The following is a 19,059-nucleotide window of genomic DNA, read 5'->3' on the forward strand; positions in this document are numbered from 1 at the left end:
CTCACCTCTCCTCCAGCAGCGGCACCATCGCCGCGCGCGGCCAGCAGGCGACGATCGGCTGGCCGATCTGCCGCTGTTGCCCTTCGGCGAGCCACTGCGGATTGGCCTGGCTGACCAGCAGCTTTTCGCCGCCGTTCAGCGCGATTTCATACCGCGTGGCCGCGCCCTGGTAATGGATTTCCTGCAGCGTGCCCTGCACCTGGATCTCGTCCTGCGCCGCGCCGCCCTGCTCCAGCAGGCGGATATGCTCCGGCCGGATCGAGAAGGTTCGGCTTTCGCCGAGCAGGCGCTGCGCCAGCTCGCTGCGCACCACGTTGGAGGTGCCGACGAATTCGGCGACGAACGGCGTCTTAGGCCGCATGTAAAGCTCGCGCGGCGTATCCACCTGTTCGATGCGGCCGTTATTGAACACCGCCACCCGATCGGACATCGACAGCGCTTCGCTTTGATCGTGGGTGACGAAGATAAAGGTGATGCCCAGCTGGCGCTGCAGCTTCTTCAGCTCGCCCTGCATCTGCTCGCGCAGCTTGAGATCCAGCGCGCCGAGCGGTTCGTCCAGCAGCAGCACCCGCGGCCGATTGACCAGCGCGCGCGCCAACGCCACGCGCTGCCGCTGGCCGCCCGACAGGTGCGCCGGTTTGCGTTCGGCAACGAAACCGAGCGCCACGCTCTCCAGCGCCTCTTGCGCCCGCGCCAGCCGCTCGCGTTTGGCGACGCCCTTCACCATCAGGCCGTAGGCGACGTTTTCCAGCACCGACATGTGCGGGAACAGCGCGTAATCCTGAAACACCGTATTCACGTCGCGCTGGTACGGCGGCAGGTTGGCGGCTTCCTGGCCGTGGATGCGAATCGAGCCGGAAGTGAGCTGTTCAAAGCCGGCGATCAGGCGCAGGCAGGTGGTTTTGCCCGAGCCGGACGGCCCGAGCATGGAGAAGAATTCCCCGTCCTGAATGTCGATGGATACCCGATCCACGGCGCGAACATCGCCGAAACTCCGCGAAACATCGATGAATTGCACGGCAATGGTCATTTTCTGTGCTCCATACTGATGTAGTTCGGGCGCAGCGGGCTGCGCCCCGCGGCTTAGCGGCCGCCCATGATGGCGATGTAATCCTGGGTCCAGCGGCTGTACGGCACGAACTTGCCGCCCTGCGCCTGCGGCGTTTTCCAGAAGGCGATTTTGTCGAACTGGTTGAAGCCGTTGGTTTCGCAGCCCTTCTCACCCAGCAGCGCGCTGGCCTTGCAGCCCGCCGGCGAAGCCGGCACCGACCCGAACCAGGCCGCCACGTCGCCCTGCACCTTCGGCTCCAGCGACCAGTTCATCCACTGGTAGGCGCAGCTCGGGTGCTTGGCGTCGGCATGCAGCATGGTGGTGTCCGCCCAGCCGGTCACGCCCTCTTTCGGGAACACGGTGGCGATCGGCTGCCCCTCGCCCTTCAGGGCGTTGGCCTGATACGGCCAGGCGCTGGAGGCCACCACGCCTTCGTTTTTAAAGTCGCTCATCTGCACCGAGGTGTCGTGCCAGTAGCGGTGGATCAGCGCGTGCTGGCTGCGCAGCAGCTTCAGCGCCGCCTGATACTGCTCTTCGTTGAGCTGGTATGGATCGCTGATGCCGAGCTGCGGCTGGGTGGCCTTCAGGAACAGCGCCGCGTCGGCGATGTAGATCGGGCCGTCGTAAGCCTGCACCCGGCCCTGGTTGCTCTTGCCGTCCGGCAGGTTCTGCTGCTGGAAGATCACCGCCCAGCTGTCCGGAGGCGTCGGGAAGGTTTTGGTGTTGTACATCAGCAGGTTCGGCCCCCACTGGTACGGCGTGCCGTAGGTTTTGCCGTCCACGGTGTACCAGGCGCCGTTCAGCAGGCGCGGATCGATGTTCTTCCAGTTCGGGATCAGCGCGGTGTTGATCGGCTGCACCCGCTTGCCGAAGATCAGGCGCAGCGAGGCGTCGCCGGAGGCGGTCACCAGATCGTAGCCGCCCTTGGCCATCAGGCTGACCATTTCATCAGAGGTGGCGGCGGTCTTCACGTTCACCGCACAGCCGGTTTGCTTCTCAAACTGGGTGACCCAGTCGTAGTTTTTGTCGGACTGGCCGCGTTCGATGTAGCCGGGCCAGGCGATGATATCCAGCCGGCCTTCGCCTTTGCCCAGCGTCTGCGGCAGATCGGCCGCCTGGGCCAGGCCGCACAGCACGGTAAGACAGAGCGCGGAGACGGTGGTGGTGACTGCGGTAGTTTTTCCCATCGTAATTACCCCTGTGTTGCTTATCGGTATGCGGCAGGGAACGGCTGCCGCCTGATTTTTCTTGATATAACCGTTAGAAGCCGGCTTTGAACTTCGCCATTACGTGCCTGACAACGCTGTAATCCTGCAGCGAATCGCTGGACAGATCCTTGCCGTAGCCGGAGCGTTTCAGGCCGCCGTGCGGCATCTCGCTCGCCAAGGTGAAATGGGTGTTGATCCAGGTGCTGCCGTACTGCAGATGGGCGGCGATGTGCAGCGCCCGATCGATATTTTGCGTCCACACCGACGAAGCCAGCCCGTATTCCGAGTCGTTGGCCCACGCCACCGCCTGCTCCAGGTGTTCGAAGCGCGTGACGCTGACCACCGGGCCAAACACCTCGCGCTGCACGATTTCGTCGCTTTGCAGGCAGCCCGCCAGCAGGGTCGGTTGGTAATAGAACCCCGGCCCGGAGTGGGCCGCGGCGCCGGTGATCAATTCGATATGCGGTTGGCTGAGCGCCCGCTCGACGAAGCTGGCGACGCGATCGCGCTGGCGGGCACTGATTAACGGGCCGATTTCGTTGTCCTGATCGCGCTTGCGGGCGAAACGCAGGCTGGCGACCGCCTCGCCCAGCGCGTCCACCAGCTTGGGATAGATGCCCGCCTGCGCGTAGATGCGGCAGGCGGCGGTGCAGTCCTGGCCGGCGTTGTAATAGCCGTAGGTGCGAATGCCGTTGACCACTTCGTCGAGATCGGCGTCGTCGCAGACGATCACCGGCGCCTTGCCCCCCAGTTCCAGGTGGGTGCGCTTGACGCTTTTGGCCGCCGCCTGAAGAATTTTTTGCCCGGTGACGATATCGCCGGTGACCGACACCAGCCGCACCTGCGGGTGCCCCACCAGCTGGCTGCCGACCCCTTCGCCGCCGCCGTAGACGATATTCAGCACGCCCGGCGGCAGGATCTCCTGCAGCGCCGGCACCAGCGCCAGAATAGTCAGCGGCGTATGTTCGGAGGGTTTAAACACCACGGTATTGCCCGCCGCCAACGCCGGCGCGATCTTCCACGCCGCCATCATCAACGGATAGTTCCAGGGGGCGATCGAGGCCACCACGCCGATCGGATCGCGGCGGATCATCGAGGTGTGGCCCGGCACATACTCGCCGGCCAGCTGCCCTTGCTGCGTGCGCACCGCGCCGGCGAAGAAGCGGAACACGTCGACCGCCGCCGGCAGATCGTCATTGAGCGCCTGATGCAGTGGTTTACCGCAGTTGAGGGCTTCCAGCTGCGCCAGCTGCGGCGCCTGCCGCTCGATGGCGTCGGCGATGCGCAGCAACAGAGCGGCGCGCTGGGCCGGCGTGGTGCGCGACCAGTGGCCGAACGCCTGCTGCGCGGCTTTCACCGCGCCGCCGACCTGCGCCGAAGAGGCTTCGGTCAGGGCGATCAGCGTCTCGCCGTTGGCCGGATTGACGATGCACTCCTGCTGGCCTTCGCCGTCGATAAGCTGACCGTTAATGAACTGCTGACAGGACAAACCTGAGAGAACCTGCACATCTGCCATCGCCTGACGCCCCTAAGTGACAAAAACGTTAACCAAATGTGAATAAGTTAGTTTTAATCAGCCTAAGCGAGCCTCTGGCGGGCAACAAATTCTAAATACTGAACGCCGCGTTCGATTAAATCGAATGCTTAAGCCCGGCGGCGTGTTTGCTGCCGTTCTCGCGCGCGATGGTAAGGAACGGCGTCACCAGCTCCGGCCGCGCGCTGCCACGCCGCCACGCCAACCCGATGTCCAGCGGCTCCAGCAGATCGTCCAGCTTGCGCGCCTCGATCATGTTGCCTTCCAGCGACCAGGCGCGGTACGCCATGTCCGGCTGGATGGAGACCCCCATCCCTGCCGCCACCAGGCTGCGCACCGCCTCAGTCGAGGCGGTCTTCATGGCGATCTCCGGTTTCAGCCCGGCGCGCGCCCAGATGCGCCGCGCGTGCACGTCCATTTCATCGGCGTTGAGCTGGATCAGCGGCTGTTTGGCCACGTCCGCCAGGCTGATGCTCTCGTGCTCCAGCAGCGGGTGCAGCGGCGGCAACCACAGGCGATACGGCGAGTGCATCAGCACCTCGGTCTGCAGCGCGTCGCGGTCTTCGATGTTCGACAGGATCAGCACGCCGATGTCGATCTCGCCGCTGACCAGCAGATGCTCGATATACGGGCGCTCGTCTTCAACCACCTGTACGGTGACGTTGGGATAGGCCGATTTAAAGCGCGTAAGCAGCTCCACCAGGAAGTAGCCGGCCACCAGGCTGGTGACGCCGACGGTCAGCTTGCCGGTCAGGCTTTCGGTGCCGATCTGCAGGCTGCGCTTGGCGTTGTCCACCGTCGCCAGAATCAGATACGACTGGCGCAGAAACTGGTGCCCCTGATGGGTCAGCGTCATGCCCTTGGCGTGGCGATCGAACAGCCGCACGCCGATCTCGGTTTCCAACTGCTGGATCGCCAGCGTCAGCGAAGACTGGGAGACAAACACCGCCTGGGCGCCGGCGGAGATCGACCCGGTTTCCGCCACCGCGATAAAGTGGCGGATTTGGCGTAACGTCATCATGGGGATGATTCCTCAAGCAAAAACATTGCGTTGAGTGTAGACGCCGGCCGTGAAGCGATCGGGCAAAGTATCAAAAATGCGATAGCGTTCGCTTTTTTAGAATGCTAATGGTGAAAATAACCAGAATTGTGGAGAAGTCGGGAGATGTTCACTGAGGTGTGGGGCGTAGCGAGCGCCGGCCAGATTGGGCACGGCCAGCGCGCAGGGCCCGGAGCGTACACGCAGTACGTGAGGAGACCGAGCACTGCCCAGGCTCAAGCTGGCGGTGCTCGGTAGACGATCACATTAAATCGCTTCTTCGTCCTGCTCGCCGGTACGAATGCGCACCACGCGCGCCACGTCGAAGACGAAGATTTTGCCGTCGCCGATCTTGCCGGTCTGCGCGGTCTGCATGATGGTTTCCACGCAGGTGTCGACGATGTCGTCGGCAACCACGATCTCGATCTTCACCTTGGGCAGAAAGTCGACCATGTACTCGGCGCCGCGGTACAGCTCGGTATGGCCCTTCTGGCGGCCGAAGCCTTTCACTTCGGTGACCGTCATGCCGGTGATGCCCACTTCGGCCAGCGCTTCGCGGACGTCATCCAGTTTGAACGGCTTGATAATCGCGTCGATCTTTTTCATCTTCTTTCCTTTTACCAATTTTTGCGGCCAAAACCGGATGTGATGGGGTAGCGGCGGTCTTTGCCGAAGTTACGGGCGGTGATACGCGGCCCGACGGCGGCCTGACGCCGCTTGTATTCGTTGATGTCCACCAGGCGGATCACCTTGCGCACGATCGCTTCGTCGAACCCTTCGGCCACCAGATCGGCAACCGATTTGTCGCGCTCAACGTAGCCTTCCAGGATCGCGTCCAGGATATCGTATGGCGGCAGGCTGTCCTGATCGACCTGATCCGGCGCCAGCTCAGCGGACGGCGGACGATCGATCACCCGCTGCGGGATCACGTAGGAGACGGTGTTACGGTATTCGGACAGCTTGAACACCAGCGTTTTCGGCACGTCCTTCAGCACGTCGAAACCGCCGGCCATATCGCCGTACAGCGTGGCGTATCCCACCGCCATTTCGCTCTTGTTGCCGGTGGTCAGCACGATGCTGCGGCGTTTGTTGGACAGCGCCATCAGCACCACCCCGCGGCAACGCGCCTGCAGGTTTTCTTCGGTGGTGTCGCGCTCGGTGCCGGCGAACATCGGCGACAGCTGGCCCATAAAGGCGTCGAACATCGGTTCGATGGAGACGATATCGAACTCCACGCCGAGGATTTCCGCCTCTTCCTTGGCGTCGGCGATGCTGATGTCCGCGGTATAGCGGAACGGCATCATCAGCGCCTGCACCTTGTCTTTGCCCAGCGCATCCACGGCGATCGCCAGCGTCAGCGCCGAGTCGATGCCGCCGGACAGGCCCAGCACCGCGCCTTTAAAGCCGTTTTTGGTCACGTAGTCGCGCACCGCCAACACCAGCGCCTGGTACACCTGCGCCAGCTGCGGCAGCTCGGCGGCCGGATCGGCCATCGGCACCACGGCCAGCTCGTTGAATTCCAGGCGGGTCACCTGCTCGTCGAAGGCCGCCAGACGGTGAGTCATGGTGCCGGCGGCGTCGAAGACCTTGGAGCAGCCGTCGAAGATCAGCTCATCCTGGCCGCCGACCTGATTGAGGTACACCAGCGGCAGCTGGGTGCGCTGGCAGTGGCCGGCCATCAGGGTTTTGCGGATATACGGCTTTTCGCGGTTATACGGTGAGGCGTTGATCGACAGGATAATTTCCGCGCCGGCCGCCTTGGCGGCGTCAATCGGCTCAGGGAACCACAGATCTTCGCAAATCAGCAGCCCCAGACGGTAGCCTTTCAGTTCCACCACGCAGGTGTCGTTGCCGGCGTGGAAATAGCGCTTCTCATCGAACACGCCGTAGTTCGGCAGCTGCTGTTTAAAGTAGCGGGTCAGCAGGCGGCCTTCGGCGAACAGCGACAGCGCGTTATACAGCTTGTCGCCTTCGCGCCACGGGTGGCCGACCAGGATCGCGGTCTCGGCGGAGGCCTGCTGCAGGCGCAGCAGCTGCGCGTCGCAGCGCTGATAGAAATCATTGCGATACAGCAGATCTTCCGGCGGGTAGCCGGACAGCGCCAGTTCGCTGAACATGACCAGATCGGCTCCCGCCTTCTGCTGCTCCTGCACGATTTGCAACATGCGTTCGGTGTTGCCTTCAATGTCGCCGACCAGCAGGTTCAGCTGGGCCAGGGCGATGGAAAGTGATCTGCTCATTTGTGTACGATCCCGCTTAATACGTTCCATGGTGCTCTACGCCGGGCGCGCCGCGGCAAAGAGAACGGAGTGTAAATCATTCCGCCGGATTTGTTGAGAACCTGCGTGGCAGGCACCGGCGGCAAACTGTCATTCTTTAAAATCGTTGGCGTCCAGCTCGTGGCGCGACAGCAATTTGTAAAACTCGGTGCGGTTGCGGCCCGCCATGCGCGCGGCCTGGGTCACGTTGCCCTTGGTGATCTGCAACAGCTTGCGCAGGTAGTGCAATTCGAACTGGTTGCGCGCTTCGGCGAAGGTCGGCAGCGCGGTGTTTTCCCCTTCCAGCGCCTGCTCCACCAGCGCTTCGCCGATCACCGGCGCCGAGGTCAGCGCCACGCACTGCTCGATGACGTTGACCAGCTGGCGCACGTTGCCCGGCCAGCTGGCGGTCATCAGCCGCTTCATGGCGTCGGTCGAGAAGCTGCGCACGAACGGCTTGTGCCGCTGGGCCGCTTCGCGCAACAGGTGGTTGGCCAGCAGCGGGATATCTTCGGCGCGTTCGTTCAGCGCCGGGATCTTCAGGTTCACCACGTTGAGGCGATAGTAGAGATCTTCGCGGAACTCGTTCTTCGCCATCGCCTTTTGCAGATCGCGGTGGGTGGCGGAGATGATGCGCACGTCAATGTCCAGATCGCGGTTGCTGCCCAGCGGCCGCACCTTGCGCTCCTGCAGCACGCGCAGCAACTTCACCTGCAGCGACAGCGGCATATCGCCGATCTCGTCGAGGAACAGCGTGCCGCCCGCCGCCGCCTGGAACAGCCCTTCGCGGCTGCTGACCGCGCCGGTAAAGGCGCCCTTGGCGTGGCCGAACAGTTCGGACTCCAGCAGCTGCTCCGGCAGCGCGCCGCAGTTGATGGCGATGAACGCCTTGCCGGCGCGCGGGCTGGCGGCGTGGATCGCCTGCGCCACCACCTCTTTGCCGGTGCCGCTCTGGCCGTTGATCAAGACGCTGACGTCGGACTGCGCCACCATTTTCACCTGCTCCAGCAGGCGCAGCATCAGCGGGCTGCGGGTGACGATATCTTCGCGCCAGGCGTCGTCGCCGGCCGGGGTGGCCGACAGCGCGAGCGCTTCGTCGATCGCCTTGTACAGCGCATCGCGATCCACCGGTTTGGTCAGGAAGCTGAACACCCCCTGCTGGGTGGCGGCCACCGCATCGGGAATCGAACCGTGCGCGGTGAGAATGATCACCGGCATGCCCGGCTGATGCTTTTGGATCTCGGCGAACAGCGCCATGCCGTCCATCTCGTCCATACGCAGATCGCTGATCACCAGATCGATCTGTTCGCGCGCCAGCAGGCGCAGCGCTTCCTGGCCGCTTTCGGCGGTGGTGACGTGAAAACCTTCGCTGGTCAGACGCATGCCCAGCAGCTTCAGCAGGCTGGGATCGTCGTCAACCAAGAGCAGGTTGGCCGGTTTGCGTGCGGTCATTGCGCGTGAGACTCCTTATTGGCAGGGGGCGGCGTATAGGTGTCTTCCGGTTCAACCGGCAGCGCGGTGCCCTTTTCCGGTTCGTCCTGCGGCTCCGCCCCTTTGGCGGCCGCGCCGTTTTTACCGGCGGCTTCGCCCTTTTGCGAGCCTGTGTTGTTTTCCGGGATTTCCCCTTGCAGCTGCTTGCGCGAAGAGAGCTGGCGCTCGATGTCGGTCAGGTTTTCCAGCTTGCGCGAGGTGTCCTGCAGTTGCGATTGCAAACGCGCCTGGTTCTGGCGCAGCGAATCGATCTGGCTGTCGCTGCTCTCCTGCAGATGCTGATAGCGCGCTTTTTCATCGAACAGCGTGATCTGCAGCATCTGCTGCTGGCGCCACAGCTGCGTCAGCGGCCGCAACGAGCCGGGGAACTCCATTCGGTAGCTGTTGATCCTGTCAATCATCTGGCGGCGCTCGCCGGAGGTCGGCTGCGCGCTGCCCAACAGGATGCTCTGTTTGAAAACGCCGGACCAGCTGTCGCCAGGCACCGTTTTCGCCAGCGCGCGCGCCTGGGTCGACCCGATGCGATCGGCGCAGTCCATCGCGCGCAGCCAGTAGAGCGCGTTATCCAGCGCGTCCTTGTCGTCCAACTGCCACAGGGTATCGCAAGCCGCGGTGCGGTAATCGATCACCTTGGTATCCGGGATCGCCTCTTGCTGCTGAGCGTTCAGGCCGCCGCTGACGGCGCGATCGACGCAGCCCGCCAGCAACAGCGGCATGAAGAAGACGGCGCCCAACCAGCCGATCGGGCGTTTGCCGAGCGGCGTCCTGTGCGTGGCACGCGGTGAACCTTCGGTCTGTGAAAGACGAAGGCGCTTAGACCATGTGTACATTATTTATTCATTCTCGGCGGTTAACGGCAATTCAATGCGGAAGCAGACGTCTGCACCGGCGACCGTCGCCAGTTGCAGCTCACCGCGCATGCGACGGATACAGTCCTGAGCGATGCTCAACCCCAGTCCGCTTCCTTTTACCGCCCCTTTTCGCTGGTGACTACCCTGGAAAAAAGGCTCGAAAATCATGGCTCTTTCAGCCTCGGGGATCGGCGTGCCGGTATTGGCGACGTCGATTTGCACCCGTTGTCCAACCTGACGGCTGCGGATCCAAATGTTACCGGATTCCTTGCCGTAGTGCACCGCATTGGAATAGAGATTATCCAGCACGCGCATTAATAGCGTAGGCTCTGCCCAGCAGATTTCCGCCTCCAGCGCAATTTCGGTGGAAATCATCTTCGCCCGCGCCGGCAAACTGTGCGCGGCGACCACCAAATCGACCATTTCGCGCAGCTCTACGTTCTCATGTGCCGCCGGGCCATCGGCCAGTTTGCGGTTGTAATCCAGCAGCTGTTCAATCAGCTGCTGCAGATGGCGGCTGCTGTTGTCGAGGATCGTCACCACCTCTTTCTGATCGGAAGTCAGCGGCCCCGCCACCTCGTCGGCCAGCAGCTCGGTGCCTTCGCGCATGCTGGCCAGCGGCGTTTTCAGCTCGTGCGAGATATGGCGCAAGAACTCGTGGCGCTGCGATTCCAGCCACGCCAGCCGCTCGCTCAGCCAGATAATGCGCTGCGCCAGGGAACGCAACTCGCGCGGCCCTTTGAACGACGCGGTGCTGCCCAGCGCGCGCCCTTCCCCCAGACGGTTGATCATCCGCTCCACGGCCTTGACCGGCCCGATGATCATGCGGGTGAACAGCACCACCAGCAGCACGCTGACCAGGAACAGCAGCAGCGCCTGCCAGCCGAAGAACTGGCCGCGCTCGGCGATGGCCTGCTGGAGCTGCTGGCCGCGCGAGAACACCACCGCGCGCGTGGCCTGCACCATTTCGGCGTTGGAGCGCGAGAACGACTCGAGCAAGGCGGAAGCCTCTTGATCCGGCCCGCTGTTATGGCATTTGATCGCCGCCAGCTGGGTCAGCAGCTGGCGCAACGTTTGATAATAGCGCTCGTCCGGCAGAATCGGCGCATGGGCGTCCAGCATCTGCGAATACTGCTTGCGCTGGTTCTGATACAGCTTTTGCAGCGTGGGATCGACCAGCACGCAGTACTGACGATAGCTGCGCTCCATCTCCAGCGCCACGCTGGTCATCGCCTCGCTGCGCCGCGCGTCCACCAGCGTGGTGCGGTTGATGTCCGCCGCCTGCGCGCTGAGGTGATCCAGGCTCTGGTAGGCCTGATAGGCCAGCACCAGCAGCGGCAGCAGCACCAACAGGAAGGCCAGCAGCACCAATTGCCGCAGCGAACGGGGGAATAAACGCCATCTTTTCAACGAAATCATCTCATTCTCTCAGCTCTGTCACGATGCTAACTGACTCGCCGGAAAGAGAAAAGCCCGGCAAGGGAGAATCCTGAACGCGCAAGGAAAAAGCCGCGTGGTCGGTGAACCGCGCCCATAGGCCTGGCCTGCCGACGGCATGCGGCCCCGGCAACATCAACCGGTGCGAAAACGAGAGTGTGGGGATAGCGTCTGCGTTCGAGGGCATAGGCAACGCAACAGGGATAAGCGCAGCGTTGAGAAATGACATCGGGGCAAGAAACTTGCCCCAACGCAAGGAAAGTGTGGATGCCCTTAAACCTCGTCCCCAGGGTGATGTAGCGCAGCGGCTGGCATCGAACAGGACGAATAGCATCCGTAAGTATCCAGGATTGATGAACCCTTCATCACAGTTGGATACAGGCGGTGCCTCACTCCACGTGTCGCCCGATGCTTGATAAAGCCGCTTGCACGGTCTGTTATCGGTTTGGTTGGACGATAGGCACCATTTCTTTGGCATCATTCGGAGGCTTATGAGGCGATTTGCCGTCTAATTACGGCGCCGTCATAAAAAGGTGAATGAGCAGCCGCCGAGAATAATGCACGTTACGTGCCAACTTTGCAATAAAAATAATAACTATATGATTTTATTAAAAAATAAGATTATATCAGCAAATTTCTTTGTGCATCACGCCCCGATGAGCGATGAAAAAAACGCCGTGCTGTCGCTAAATGCAGACAACTAAAGCCAAACCCATTTACCATTAATAAAATCAAATAGTTAAATGTCTCCATTTAGCGACAGGGAAAATAGCGCCTGTCGCTAAATGCAGACACTGCCGCCAGACGGCGAACGCCGGCCATAAAAAAGGGCGCAATTGCTTGCACCCTCTGTACGGCGGTGGCCGTTTTTAGCCCAGCTGCTTACGGGCGTTGCGGAACATGCGCATCCACGGGCTGTCCTCGCCCCACTCTTCCGGGTGCCAGGAGTTGCTGACGGTGCGGAACACGCGTTCCGGGTGCGGCATCATCACCGTGGCGCGCCCGTTGGCGCTGGTCACGGCGGTAATGCCGTTCGGCGAACCGTTCGGGTTGGCCGGGTAAGTTTCCGTCACCTGACCGGCGTTGTTGACGAAACGCAGCGCCACCAGGCCGTGGCTTTCCAGCGCGGCCAGATGCGCCGCATCGCGCACTTCGACATGCCCCTCGCCGTGGGAAACGGCGATCGGCATACGCGAACCGGTCATGCCCTGCAGGAACAGCGACGGGCTGGCCGCCACTTCCACCAGGCTGAAACGCGCCTCGAAGCGATCCGACAGGTTGCGCACAAAGCGCGGCCAGTGTTCGGCGCCCGGGATCAGCTCGCGCAGGTTGGACATCATCTGGCAGCCATTGCACACGCCCAGCGCCAGCGTCTGCGGACGGTGGAAGAACGCTTCGAACTCGTCGCGCACCCGCTCGTTGAACAGGATAGACTTCGCCCAGCCTTCGCCGGCGCCCAGTACGTCGCCGTAAGAGAAGCCGCCGCAGGCCACCAGCGTGTGGAAGTCCTGCAGATCGCGGCGCCCCGCCAGCAGATCGCTCATATGCACGTCCACCGCGTCAAAGCCGGCGCGGTGGAACGCCGCCGCCATTTCAACGTGGGAGTTCACCCCCTGCTCGCGCAGCACCGCCACTTTCGGGCGAGCGCCCTTGGCGATATACGGCGCGGCGATGTCTTCCTGCGGTGCGAAGGTCAGCTTCACGTTCAGGCCGGGATCTTGTTCATCTTGCTTGGCCTGATGTTCCTGATCGGCGCACGCCGGGTTGTCGCGCAGGCGCTGCATCTGCCAGGTGGTTTCCGCCCACCAGGTGCGCAGCGTATTGCGGCTTTCGCTGTACAGCGCCTGGCCGTATTGGGTGATGACGAAACGATCGCCGGCCTGCACGCTGCCGATGTGATGCACGTTGTCGGTCAGACCGTGCTGAGCGAACGCCTGCTTCACGTCATCGAGACGTTCGGCGCTCACCTGGATCACCGCGCCCAGCTCTTCGTTGAACAGCACCGCCAGCGCATCGTCGCCGAGGCCGTCGAGGTTGACGTCCACGCCGCAGTGACCGGCGAAGGCCATCTCCGCCAGCGTCACCAGCAGGCCGCCGTCGGCGCGGTCGTGGTAAGCCAACAGCGCTTGATCGGCCACCAGCTGCTGCATGGCGTTGAAGAAGCCCGCCAGCTGCGCAACGTTGCGCACGTCGGCCGGTTTGTCGCCCAGTTGGCGATAAACCTGCGCCAGCGCGGTGGCACCCAGCGCGTTATGGCCGTTGCCCAGGTCGATCAACAGCAGCGCGCTGTCGCCCTTATCGGTGCGCAGCTGCGGCGTCACGGTGTGGCGCACATCCTCCACGCGGGCGAAGGCAGTGATGACCAGCGACAGCGGCGAGGTCATTTCACGCTGTTCGTTGCCTTCTTGCCAGCGGGTCTTCATCGACATGGAGTCTTTACCCACCGGGATAGTGATGCCCAGCGCCGGGCACAGTTCTTCGCCCACCGCTTTCACCGCTTCGTACAGGCCGGCGTCTTCGCCCGGGTGGCCGGCGGCGGCCATCCAGTTGGCGGACAGCTTCACGCGCTTCAGGCTGCCGATCTCGGTGGCGGCCAGGTTGGTCAGCGCTTCCCCGACCGCCAGGCGGCCGGAGGCGGCGAAGTCCAGCAGCGCCACCGGCGCGCGTTCACCGAGCGACATCGCTTCGCCGTAATAGCTGTCCAGGCTGGCGGTGGTGACCGCGCAATCGGCCACCGGGATCTGCCACGGGCCGACCATCTGGTCGCGCGCCACCATGCCGGTAACGGTGCGATCGCCGATGGTGATCAGGAAGGTTTTCTCCGCCACGGCCGGCAGATGCAGCACGCGTTTCACCGCGTCGGCCAGCGTGATGTCCTCGCGCTGCACCGCCTCGCCGCTCGCCTGCAGGCGGGTGACGTCGCGGGTCATTTTCGGCGTCTTGCCGAGCAGCACGTCCAGCGGCATGTCGATCGGCTGGTTGTCGAAGTGGCGGTCGTTGAGCGTCAGGTGCTGTTCTTCGGTCGCTTCGCCGATCACCGCGTAAGGCGCGCGCTCGCGGCGGCAGATCTCGTCGAACTGCGCCATCTGCGCCGGGGCGATCGCCATCACGTAACGTTCCTGCGATTCGTTGCACCACACTTCCAGCGGGCTCATGCCCGGCTCGTCGTTGAGGATATCACGCAGCTCGAAGCGGCCGCCGCGGCCGCCGTCGCTCACCAGCTCCGGCATGGCGTTGGACAGGCCGCCGGCGCCGACGTCATGGATAAACAGGATCGGGTTCTGATCGCCCAGCTGCCAGCAGCGGTCGATCACTTCCTGACAGCGGCGCTCCATTTCCGGGTTGTCGCGCTGCACCGAAGCGAAGTCCAGATCGGCGTCGGACTGGCCGGACGCCATCGACGATGCCGCGCCGCCGCCCAGGCCGATATTCATCGCCGGGCCGCCCAGCACCACCAGCTTGGCGCCGACGGTGATTTCCCCTTTCTGCACGTGATCGGCACGGATGTTGCCGATGCCGCCCGCCAGCATGATCGGTTTGTGGTAGCCGCGCAGCTCAACGCCGTTGTGGCTGTTGACGCGCTCTTCATAGGTACGGAAGTAGCCCAGCAGCGCCGGACGACCGAATTCGTTGTTGAACGCCGCGCCGCCCAGCGGGCCTTCGGTCATGATATCCAGCGCGGTGACGATGCGTTCCGGCTTGCCGAAATCCTGTTCCCACGGCTGTTCAAAGCCGGGAATACGCAGGTTGGACACCGAGAAGCCCACCAGGCCGGCCTTCGGCTTGGCGCCGCGGCCGGTAGCCCCCTCGTCGCGGATCTCGCCGCCAGAGCCGGTCGCGGCGCCCGGCCACGGCGAGATCGCCGTCGGGTGGTTGTGGGTTTCCACCTTCATCAGGATGTGCGCGTCTTCCTGATGGTAATCGTAGGAGCCGGTCTCCGGCGCGGCGAAGAAGCGGCCGACCTGCGAGCCTTCCATCACGGCGGCGTTGTCTTTATACGCCGACAGCACATAGTCCGGCGTCTGCTCATAGGTGTTTTTGATCATTTTGAACAGCGATTTAGGCTGCTGTTCGCCGTCGATGATCCAGTCGGCGTTGAAAATCTTGTGGCGGCAGTGCTCGGAGTTGGCCTGCGCGAACATATAAAGTTCGATATCCGTCGGGTTGCGCCCCAAACCGGTAAAGGCATTCAGCAGGTAGTCGATCTCGTCCTGCGCCAGCGCCAGGCCGAGCCGGACGTTGGCCTGCTCCAGCGCGGCGCGCCCTGCGCCCAGCACGTCGACCGACTGATACGGCGCCGGCTGATGGTGCGCGAACAGCTGTTCGGCCTGTTGCAGCTCGCTGAAGACGGTTTCCATCATGCGATCGTGCAGCAGCGCGGCGAGCTGCCGCCACTGGGTTTCCGTCAGCTCGGGCGCCTTGACGTAGAACGCCAGGCCGCGCTCCAGGCGCACGACCTGCTGCAGACCGCAGTTGTGGGCGATGTCGGTGGCTTTGGAAGACCAGGGAGAAATGGTGCCCGGACGCGGCGTAACCAGCAGCAACCGGCCTTCGGGAGCGTGTTCGGCGAGAGAAGGACCGTACTTGAGCAGCCGCTGAAGCTTGGCGTGTTCTTCGGCACTGAGCGGTGCGCTAACATCGGCAAAGTGGACGTACTCGGCGTAGATATCACTGACGGGCAGGTGAGCTTCCTGGCAGCGGGACAGCAGTTTGGTAATGCGAAAAGCCGATAAAGCGGGCGAACCACGCAGAATTTCCATAATCAAAGTTCTCTCGTCTTCGAAGCGACGGATAAGACGCTTCATTGGGCGCAACAGGGGAAAACGCGCGTCATTATAGAGAATCCTCGCCGCCGACGAAACCGTTTGCGTGGGGATAATTGATAAAAGCATGCCGCACCGTCGAATTGTCATAACGTGTCAATAAAGTTGCACACTGGCGTTTTGTTGCGCAAAATGCCCCCGCACTGGTGATTTAACCATGAGAAAAGTCGCGGTTGTCGTCACCGGCGTACCTGTGCCACCACTGGATAACTATTTGAAACGTCTTAAAATAAACTACATCCTCATCGGCGTTGTCACCCTGCTTCTGGCTCTCGCGCTGTGGCCCAATATCACCTGGCGCAGCGGCCAGGGCGGGCAACTCCAGGAGATCATTTCCCGCGGCGAGTTGCGTATCAGCACGCTGAACTCCCCGCTGACCTATTTCAACACCAAGCAAGGGCCGGGTGGGCTCGACTACGAACTGGCGAAGCGCTTCGCCAACTACCTCGGGGTGAAGCTGGTGGTGATCCCCCATCAGAACATCAATGACCTGTTCGACGATCTGGACGACGACGACGCCGACCTGCTGGCGGCGGGTCTGATCTACAACCAGGAGCGCCTCAGCCGCGCGCGCACCGGCCCGGCCTACTACTCCGTTTCCCAACAGCTGGTGTACCGGCTGGGCACCCCGCGGCCGAAAAGTTTCGCCGACATTAAAGGCAAGCTGGCGGTCGCTTCCGGTTCCGCGCACGTCAGCACCCTAAAGCAGCTCAAACAGGATAAATACCCCGATCTCGCCTGGGAGTCCTCCAGCGATCTCACCTCCAAAGAGCTGCTGGAGCGGGTGGCCGACGGCAAGCTGGACTACACCCTCGGCGATTCGGTGACCATCGCGCTGCTGCAGCGCATCCATCCGCAGCTGGCAGTGGCGTTCGACGTCACCGACGAAGAGCCGGTCACCTGGTATCTGAAACGCGACGGCGACGACAGCCTGTACGCGGCGATGCTCGACTTCTACAGCCAGATGGTGGACGACGGCACCCTGGCGCGGCTCGAAGAGAAATACCTCGGCCACGTCGGCAGCTTCGACTATGTGGACACCAAAACCTTCCTGTCGGCCATCGACTCGGTGCTGCCCAACTTCCGCCCGCTGTTCGAGAAGCACGCCAACGAGATCGACTGGAAGCTGCTGGCGGCCATCGCCTATCAGGAATCGCACTGGAATCCGCAGGCCACCTCACCCACCGGCGTGCGCGGCCTGATGATGCTGACCCGCGCCACCGCCGACGGCCTGGGGGTCAACGACCGCCTCGATCCGGAAGAGAGCATTCAGGGCGGCGCCCTTTACCTGCAGCGGCTGATGGCCAAGGTGCCGGACAGCGTGCCGGAAGACGAGCGCATCTGGTTCTCGCTGGCGGCCTACAACATGGGCTGGGGCCACATGCTGGACGCGCGCAAGCTGACCAAGACGCAAAAAGGCAACCCCGACAGCTGGGTCGACGTCAAGCAGCGCCTGCCGATGCTCAGCCAGAAGCGCTACTACCCGCAGTTGACCTACGGCTATGCGCGCGGGCGTGAAGCCTACAACTATGTAGAGAACATCCGCCGCTACCAGGTCAGCCTGGTGGGCTATCTGCAGGAAAAAGAGAGAAAGGCGGCGCAAGCGGCCGCCGAACAGGAGGCGTTGGGGAAGGGCTACCCGGCGGTGATGCCGGAACTGGCGCTCAACTACTGATTATTCCGGCTTATCCGCCGCCCGCTGCGCCAGCCTGAGCGCTTTTTTCTGTTCGCGGCGCAGGCGGAAGAAATTGCTCAGGGTGGCGGCGCATTCGTCCGCCAGCACGCCCGAGACAATCTCCACCTGATGGTTCATGCCCGGATGGCGCAGAATGTCCACCAGTGAACCGGCCGCGCCGGTTTTCTCGTCGGCGGCGCCATACACCACCCGGCGGATACGGCTGTGCACCATCGCACCGGCGCACATCACGCACGGCTCCAGCGTGACGTACAGCGTGGCGTTCAGCAAACGGTAGTTTTGCAGCACCGCGCCGCCCTGGCGCAGCGCCATGATCTCGGCGTGTGCGGTAGGATCGTGTCGGCCGATCGGGCGGTTCCAGCCCTCGCCGATGACCTGATTGTCCAGCACCAGCAGCGCACCCACCGGCACCTCACCCTCTTCCTGCGCGCGCAGGGCCAGCTGCAATGCCTGACGCATCCAGTACTCATCGTTATATTCAGTCATCGCATAATTCCTCGTGCGCTTTTGCGGCGGGCATTATACACACTAGCCCTCCTTTGTCGTAGCCGCCCGCCAATGGCTATACTGGCCGAATCAGCGTGTGATTCAGGGACAAGAAGCATGAAACTCAGTAAAAAGAACGCCGTCGTGGTGCGCAAGGCACTGGACGGCTGGGTTGGGGAAGGCGCCTTGACGCCCGCACAGCGGCAGCAACTGCTGCTGCATGTGGCCGTGCAGCCTTTCGACTGGCGGCGGCTGGCGCGCTATGCGTTTCTCGCCGCGCTGGCCTCGCTGCTGATCGCCGTCACCAGCCTGTTCGCCGACAGCGAACTGCTTGCATGGCTCAGCGGACTGTTTCGCTTCGACGCGCCGGTACGCATGGCGATCGCCGGCGTGCTGGCGGCGCTGGCCTACGTCTGGGCGCTGCGTCGCCGCCGGCGCCACCCGGAAAAACGCTACGGCAATGAGGCGGCGCTGTTTGTCGCCGTGTTGCTTACCGCCTGCGCCTTATGGCAGCTGGGGGTCTGGCTGGATAACGGCAGCGGCCGGGTTTCCGTGCTGCTGCTGTTCGCCGCGCTGCTGTACGGCGCGATCGGCTGGTTCAGCCGCTCCGGGCTGGTGTGGTGGTTCGCCTTGCTGTCTCTCGGCAACGCCTTCGGCGCCGAGACCGGCTACCTGTCCGGCTGGGGCGCCTACTGGCTCGGCATGAGCTACCCGATTCGTTTTATCGCCTTTGGCGCGGTGCTGATCGCCGCCGCGCTGCTGCTGCGGCCGCTGTTGGCGCAACGCGGCCTGCAGCGGGTGTCGCTGGCGATGGGGCTGCTGTACCTGTTTATCGCCCTGTGGCTGCTGTCTATCTTCGGCAACTACGGCGATCTCGACAGCTGGTACCGCGCGCGCCAGATCGAGCTGTTCCACTGGAGCCTGCTGTTCGGGCTGGCTGCCCTCGCCACCATCTGGTTGGGGGTGAAGCATGACGACGCCATGCTGCGCGGCTTCGGGCTGACCTTCCTCGGCATTAACCTGTATACCCGCCTGTTCGAGTTTTTCTGGGACAGCATGCCGAAGGCGGTTTTCTTCGTGCTGCTCGGCCTGAGCTTGTGGGCACTGGGGCATTATGCGGAGAAGATTTGGCAGCTGGGGCGCAAGCCGCATGACGTGACCGACGACTGATCGCGCTGCCGATAG

General features: G+C 62.9%; 13 protein-coding genes. 2 read left to right on the top strand and 11 right to left on the bottom strand.

Annotated features, from left to right (window positions below; genetic code table 11):
• Position 1 precedes the first annotated feature (1 nt).
• From ACK3CV_RS19230 to purL, 10 genes are all read right to left on the bottom strand, one after another.
• Positions 2 to 1,030, bottom strand: a complete 1,029-nt coding sequence (locus ACK3CV_RS19230) for an ABC transporter ATP-binding protein (protein WP_164037939.1) — start codon at positions 1,028 to 1,030, stop codon at positions 2 to 4.
• 53 nt (positions 1,031 to 1,083) lie between these two features.
• Entirely contained in the window at positions 1,084 to 2,238 is a 1,155-nt protein-coding gene (ydcS, locus tag ACK3CV_RS19235; RefSeq protein WP_033648931.1) for a putative ABC transporter substrate-binding protein YdcS, read from the bottom strand.
• Positions 2,239 to 2,311: 73 nt separating this feature from the next.
• The gene (locus tag ACK3CV_RS19240; RefSeq protein WP_049194935.1) at positions 2,312 to 3,775 is read right to left on the bottom strand and encodes a gamma-aminobutyraldehyde dehydrogenase; all 1,464 of its coding nucleotides are present in this window, start codon (positions 3,773 to 3,775) and stop codon (positions 2,312 to 2,314) included.
• 115 nt (positions 3,776 to 3,890) lie between these two features.
• Positions 3,891 to 4,814 carry a LysR substrate-binding domain-containing protein gene (locus tag ACK3CV_RS19245; protein WP_004941365.1) on the bottom strand — a complete coding sequence of 308 codons (924 nt, stop codon included), beginning with the start codon at positions 4,812 to 4,814 and terminating at the stop codon, positions 3,891 to 3,893.
• Between the two features lie 285 nt (positions 4,815 to 5,099).
• Positions 5,100 to 5,438, bottom strand: coding sequence for a nitrogen regulatory protein P-II (gene glnB, locus ACK3CV_RS19250; RefSeq protein ID WP_004847623.1), 339 nt, complete (start codon positions 5,436 to 5,438; stop codon positions 5,100 to 5,102).
• An 11-nt stretch (positions 5,439 to 5,449) separates the two neighbouring features.
• Positions 5,450 to 7,072: an NAD+ synthase gene (locus ACK3CV_RS19255; protein WP_025303930.1), complete on the bottom strand. Its 1,623-nt coding sequence runs from the start codon at positions 7,070 to 7,072 to the stop codon at positions 5,450 to 5,452.
• A gap of 129 nt (positions 7,073 to 7,201) precedes the next feature.
• Positions 7,202 to 8,542, bottom strand: coding sequence for a two-component system response regulator GlrR (glrR, locus tag ACK3CV_RS19260; RefSeq protein ID WP_033635613.1), 1,341 nt, complete (start codon positions 8,540 to 8,542; stop codon positions 7,202 to 7,204).
• The gene (gene qseG, locus ACK3CV_RS19265) at positions 8,539 to 9,411 is read right to left on the bottom strand and encodes a two-component system QseEF-associated lipoprotein QseG (RefSeq protein ID WP_052475427.1); all 873 of its coding nucleotides are present in this window, start codon (positions 9,409 to 9,411) and stop codon (positions 8,539 to 8,541) included. Before qseG ends, glrR begins: the two co-directional genes overlap by 4 nt.
• 3 nt (positions 9,412 to 9,414) lie before the next feature.
• The gene (locus tag ACK3CV_RS19270; RefSeq protein ID WP_033635614.1) at positions 9,415 to 10,851 is read right to left on the bottom strand and encodes a sensor histidine kinase; all 1,437 of its coding nucleotides are present in this window, start codon (positions 10,849 to 10,851) and stop codon (positions 9,415 to 9,417) included.
• Positions 10,852 to 11,738: 887 nt separating this feature from the next.
• Positions 11,739 to 15,632: a phosphoribosylformylglycinamidine synthase gene (purL, locus tag ACK3CV_RS19275; RefSeq protein WP_204280378.1), complete on the bottom strand. Its 3,894-nt coding sequence runs from the start codon at positions 15,630 to 15,632 to the stop codon at positions 11,739 to 11,741.
• A gap of 274 nt (positions 15,633 to 15,906) precedes the next feature.
• On the opposite strand from purL, the gene mltF reads away from it, so the two are divergent.
• The gene (mltF, locus tag ACK3CV_RS19280; protein WP_086580332.1) at positions 15,907 to 17,367 is read left to right on the top strand and encodes a membrane-bound lytic murein transglycosylase MltF; all 1,461 of its coding nucleotides are present in this window, start codon (positions 15,907 to 15,909) and stop codon (positions 17,365 to 17,367) included.
• Here the strand turns inward: mltF and tadA are convergent, their stop codons facing one another.
• Complete coding sequence (gene tadA, locus ACK3CV_RS19285; protein WP_033635616.1) at positions 17,368 to 17,874, bottom strand: tRNA adenosine(34) deaminase TadA; 507 nt, start codon at positions 17,872 to 17,874, stop codon at positions 17,368 to 17,370.
• A gap of 117 nt (positions 17,875 to 17,991) precedes the next feature.
• Between tadA and ACK3CV_RS19290 the strand changes: the two genes are divergently transcribed.
• The gene (locus tag ACK3CV_RS19290; protein ID WP_164037933.1) at positions 17,992 to 19,044 is read left to right on the top strand and encodes a DUF2157 domain-containing protein; all 1,053 of its coding nucleotides are present in this window, start codon (positions 17,992 to 17,994) and stop codon (positions 19,042 to 19,044) included.
• Positions 19,045 to 19,059 lie beyond the last annotated feature (15 nt).

Source organism: Serratia sp. TSO36 (assembly GCF_057808395.1).

Coding starts and splice junctions, on each gene's coding strand:
- ACK3CV_RS19230 (WP_164037939.1), bottom strand. CDS start 1,030: ATGACCATTGCCGTGCAATTCATCGATGTTTCGCGGAGTTTCGGCGAT.
- ydcS (WP_033648931.1), bottom strand. CDS start 2,238: ATGGGAAAAACTACCGCAGTCACCACCACCGTCTCCGCGCTCTGTCTT.
- ACK3CV_RS19240 (WP_049194935.1), bottom strand. CDS start 3,775: ATGGCAGATGTGCAGGTTCTCTCAGGTTTGTCCTGTCAGCAGTTCATT.
- ACK3CV_RS19245 (WP_004941365.1), bottom strand. CDS start 4,814: ATGATGACGTTACGCCAAATCCGCCACTTTATCGCGGTGGCGGAAACC.
- glnB (WP_004847623.1), bottom strand. CDS start 5,438: ATGAAAAAGATCGACGCGATTATCAAGCCGTTCAAACTGGATGACGTC.
- ACK3CV_RS19255 (WP_025303930.1), bottom strand. CDS start 7,072: ATGAGCAGATCACTTTCCATCGCCCTGGCCCAGCTGAACCTGCTGGTC.
- glrR (WP_033635613.1), bottom strand. CDS start 8,542: ATGACCGCACGCAAACCGGCCAACCTGCTCTTGGTTGACGACGATCCC.
- qseG (WP_052475427.1), bottom strand. CDS start 9,411: ATGTACACATGGTCTAAGCGCCTTCGTCTTTCACAGACCGAAGGTTCA.
- ACK3CV_RS19270 (WP_033635614.1), bottom strand. CDS start 10,851: ATGATTTCGTTGAAAAGATGGCGTTTATTCCCCCGTTCGCTGCGGCAA.
- tadA (WP_033635616.1), bottom strand. CDS start 17,874: ATGACTGAATATAACGATGAGTACTGGATGCGTCAGGCATTGCAGCTG.
- ACK3CV_RS19290 (WP_164037933.1), top strand. CDS start 17,992: ATGAAACTCAGTAAAAAGAACGCCGTCGTGGTGCGCAAGGCACTGGAC.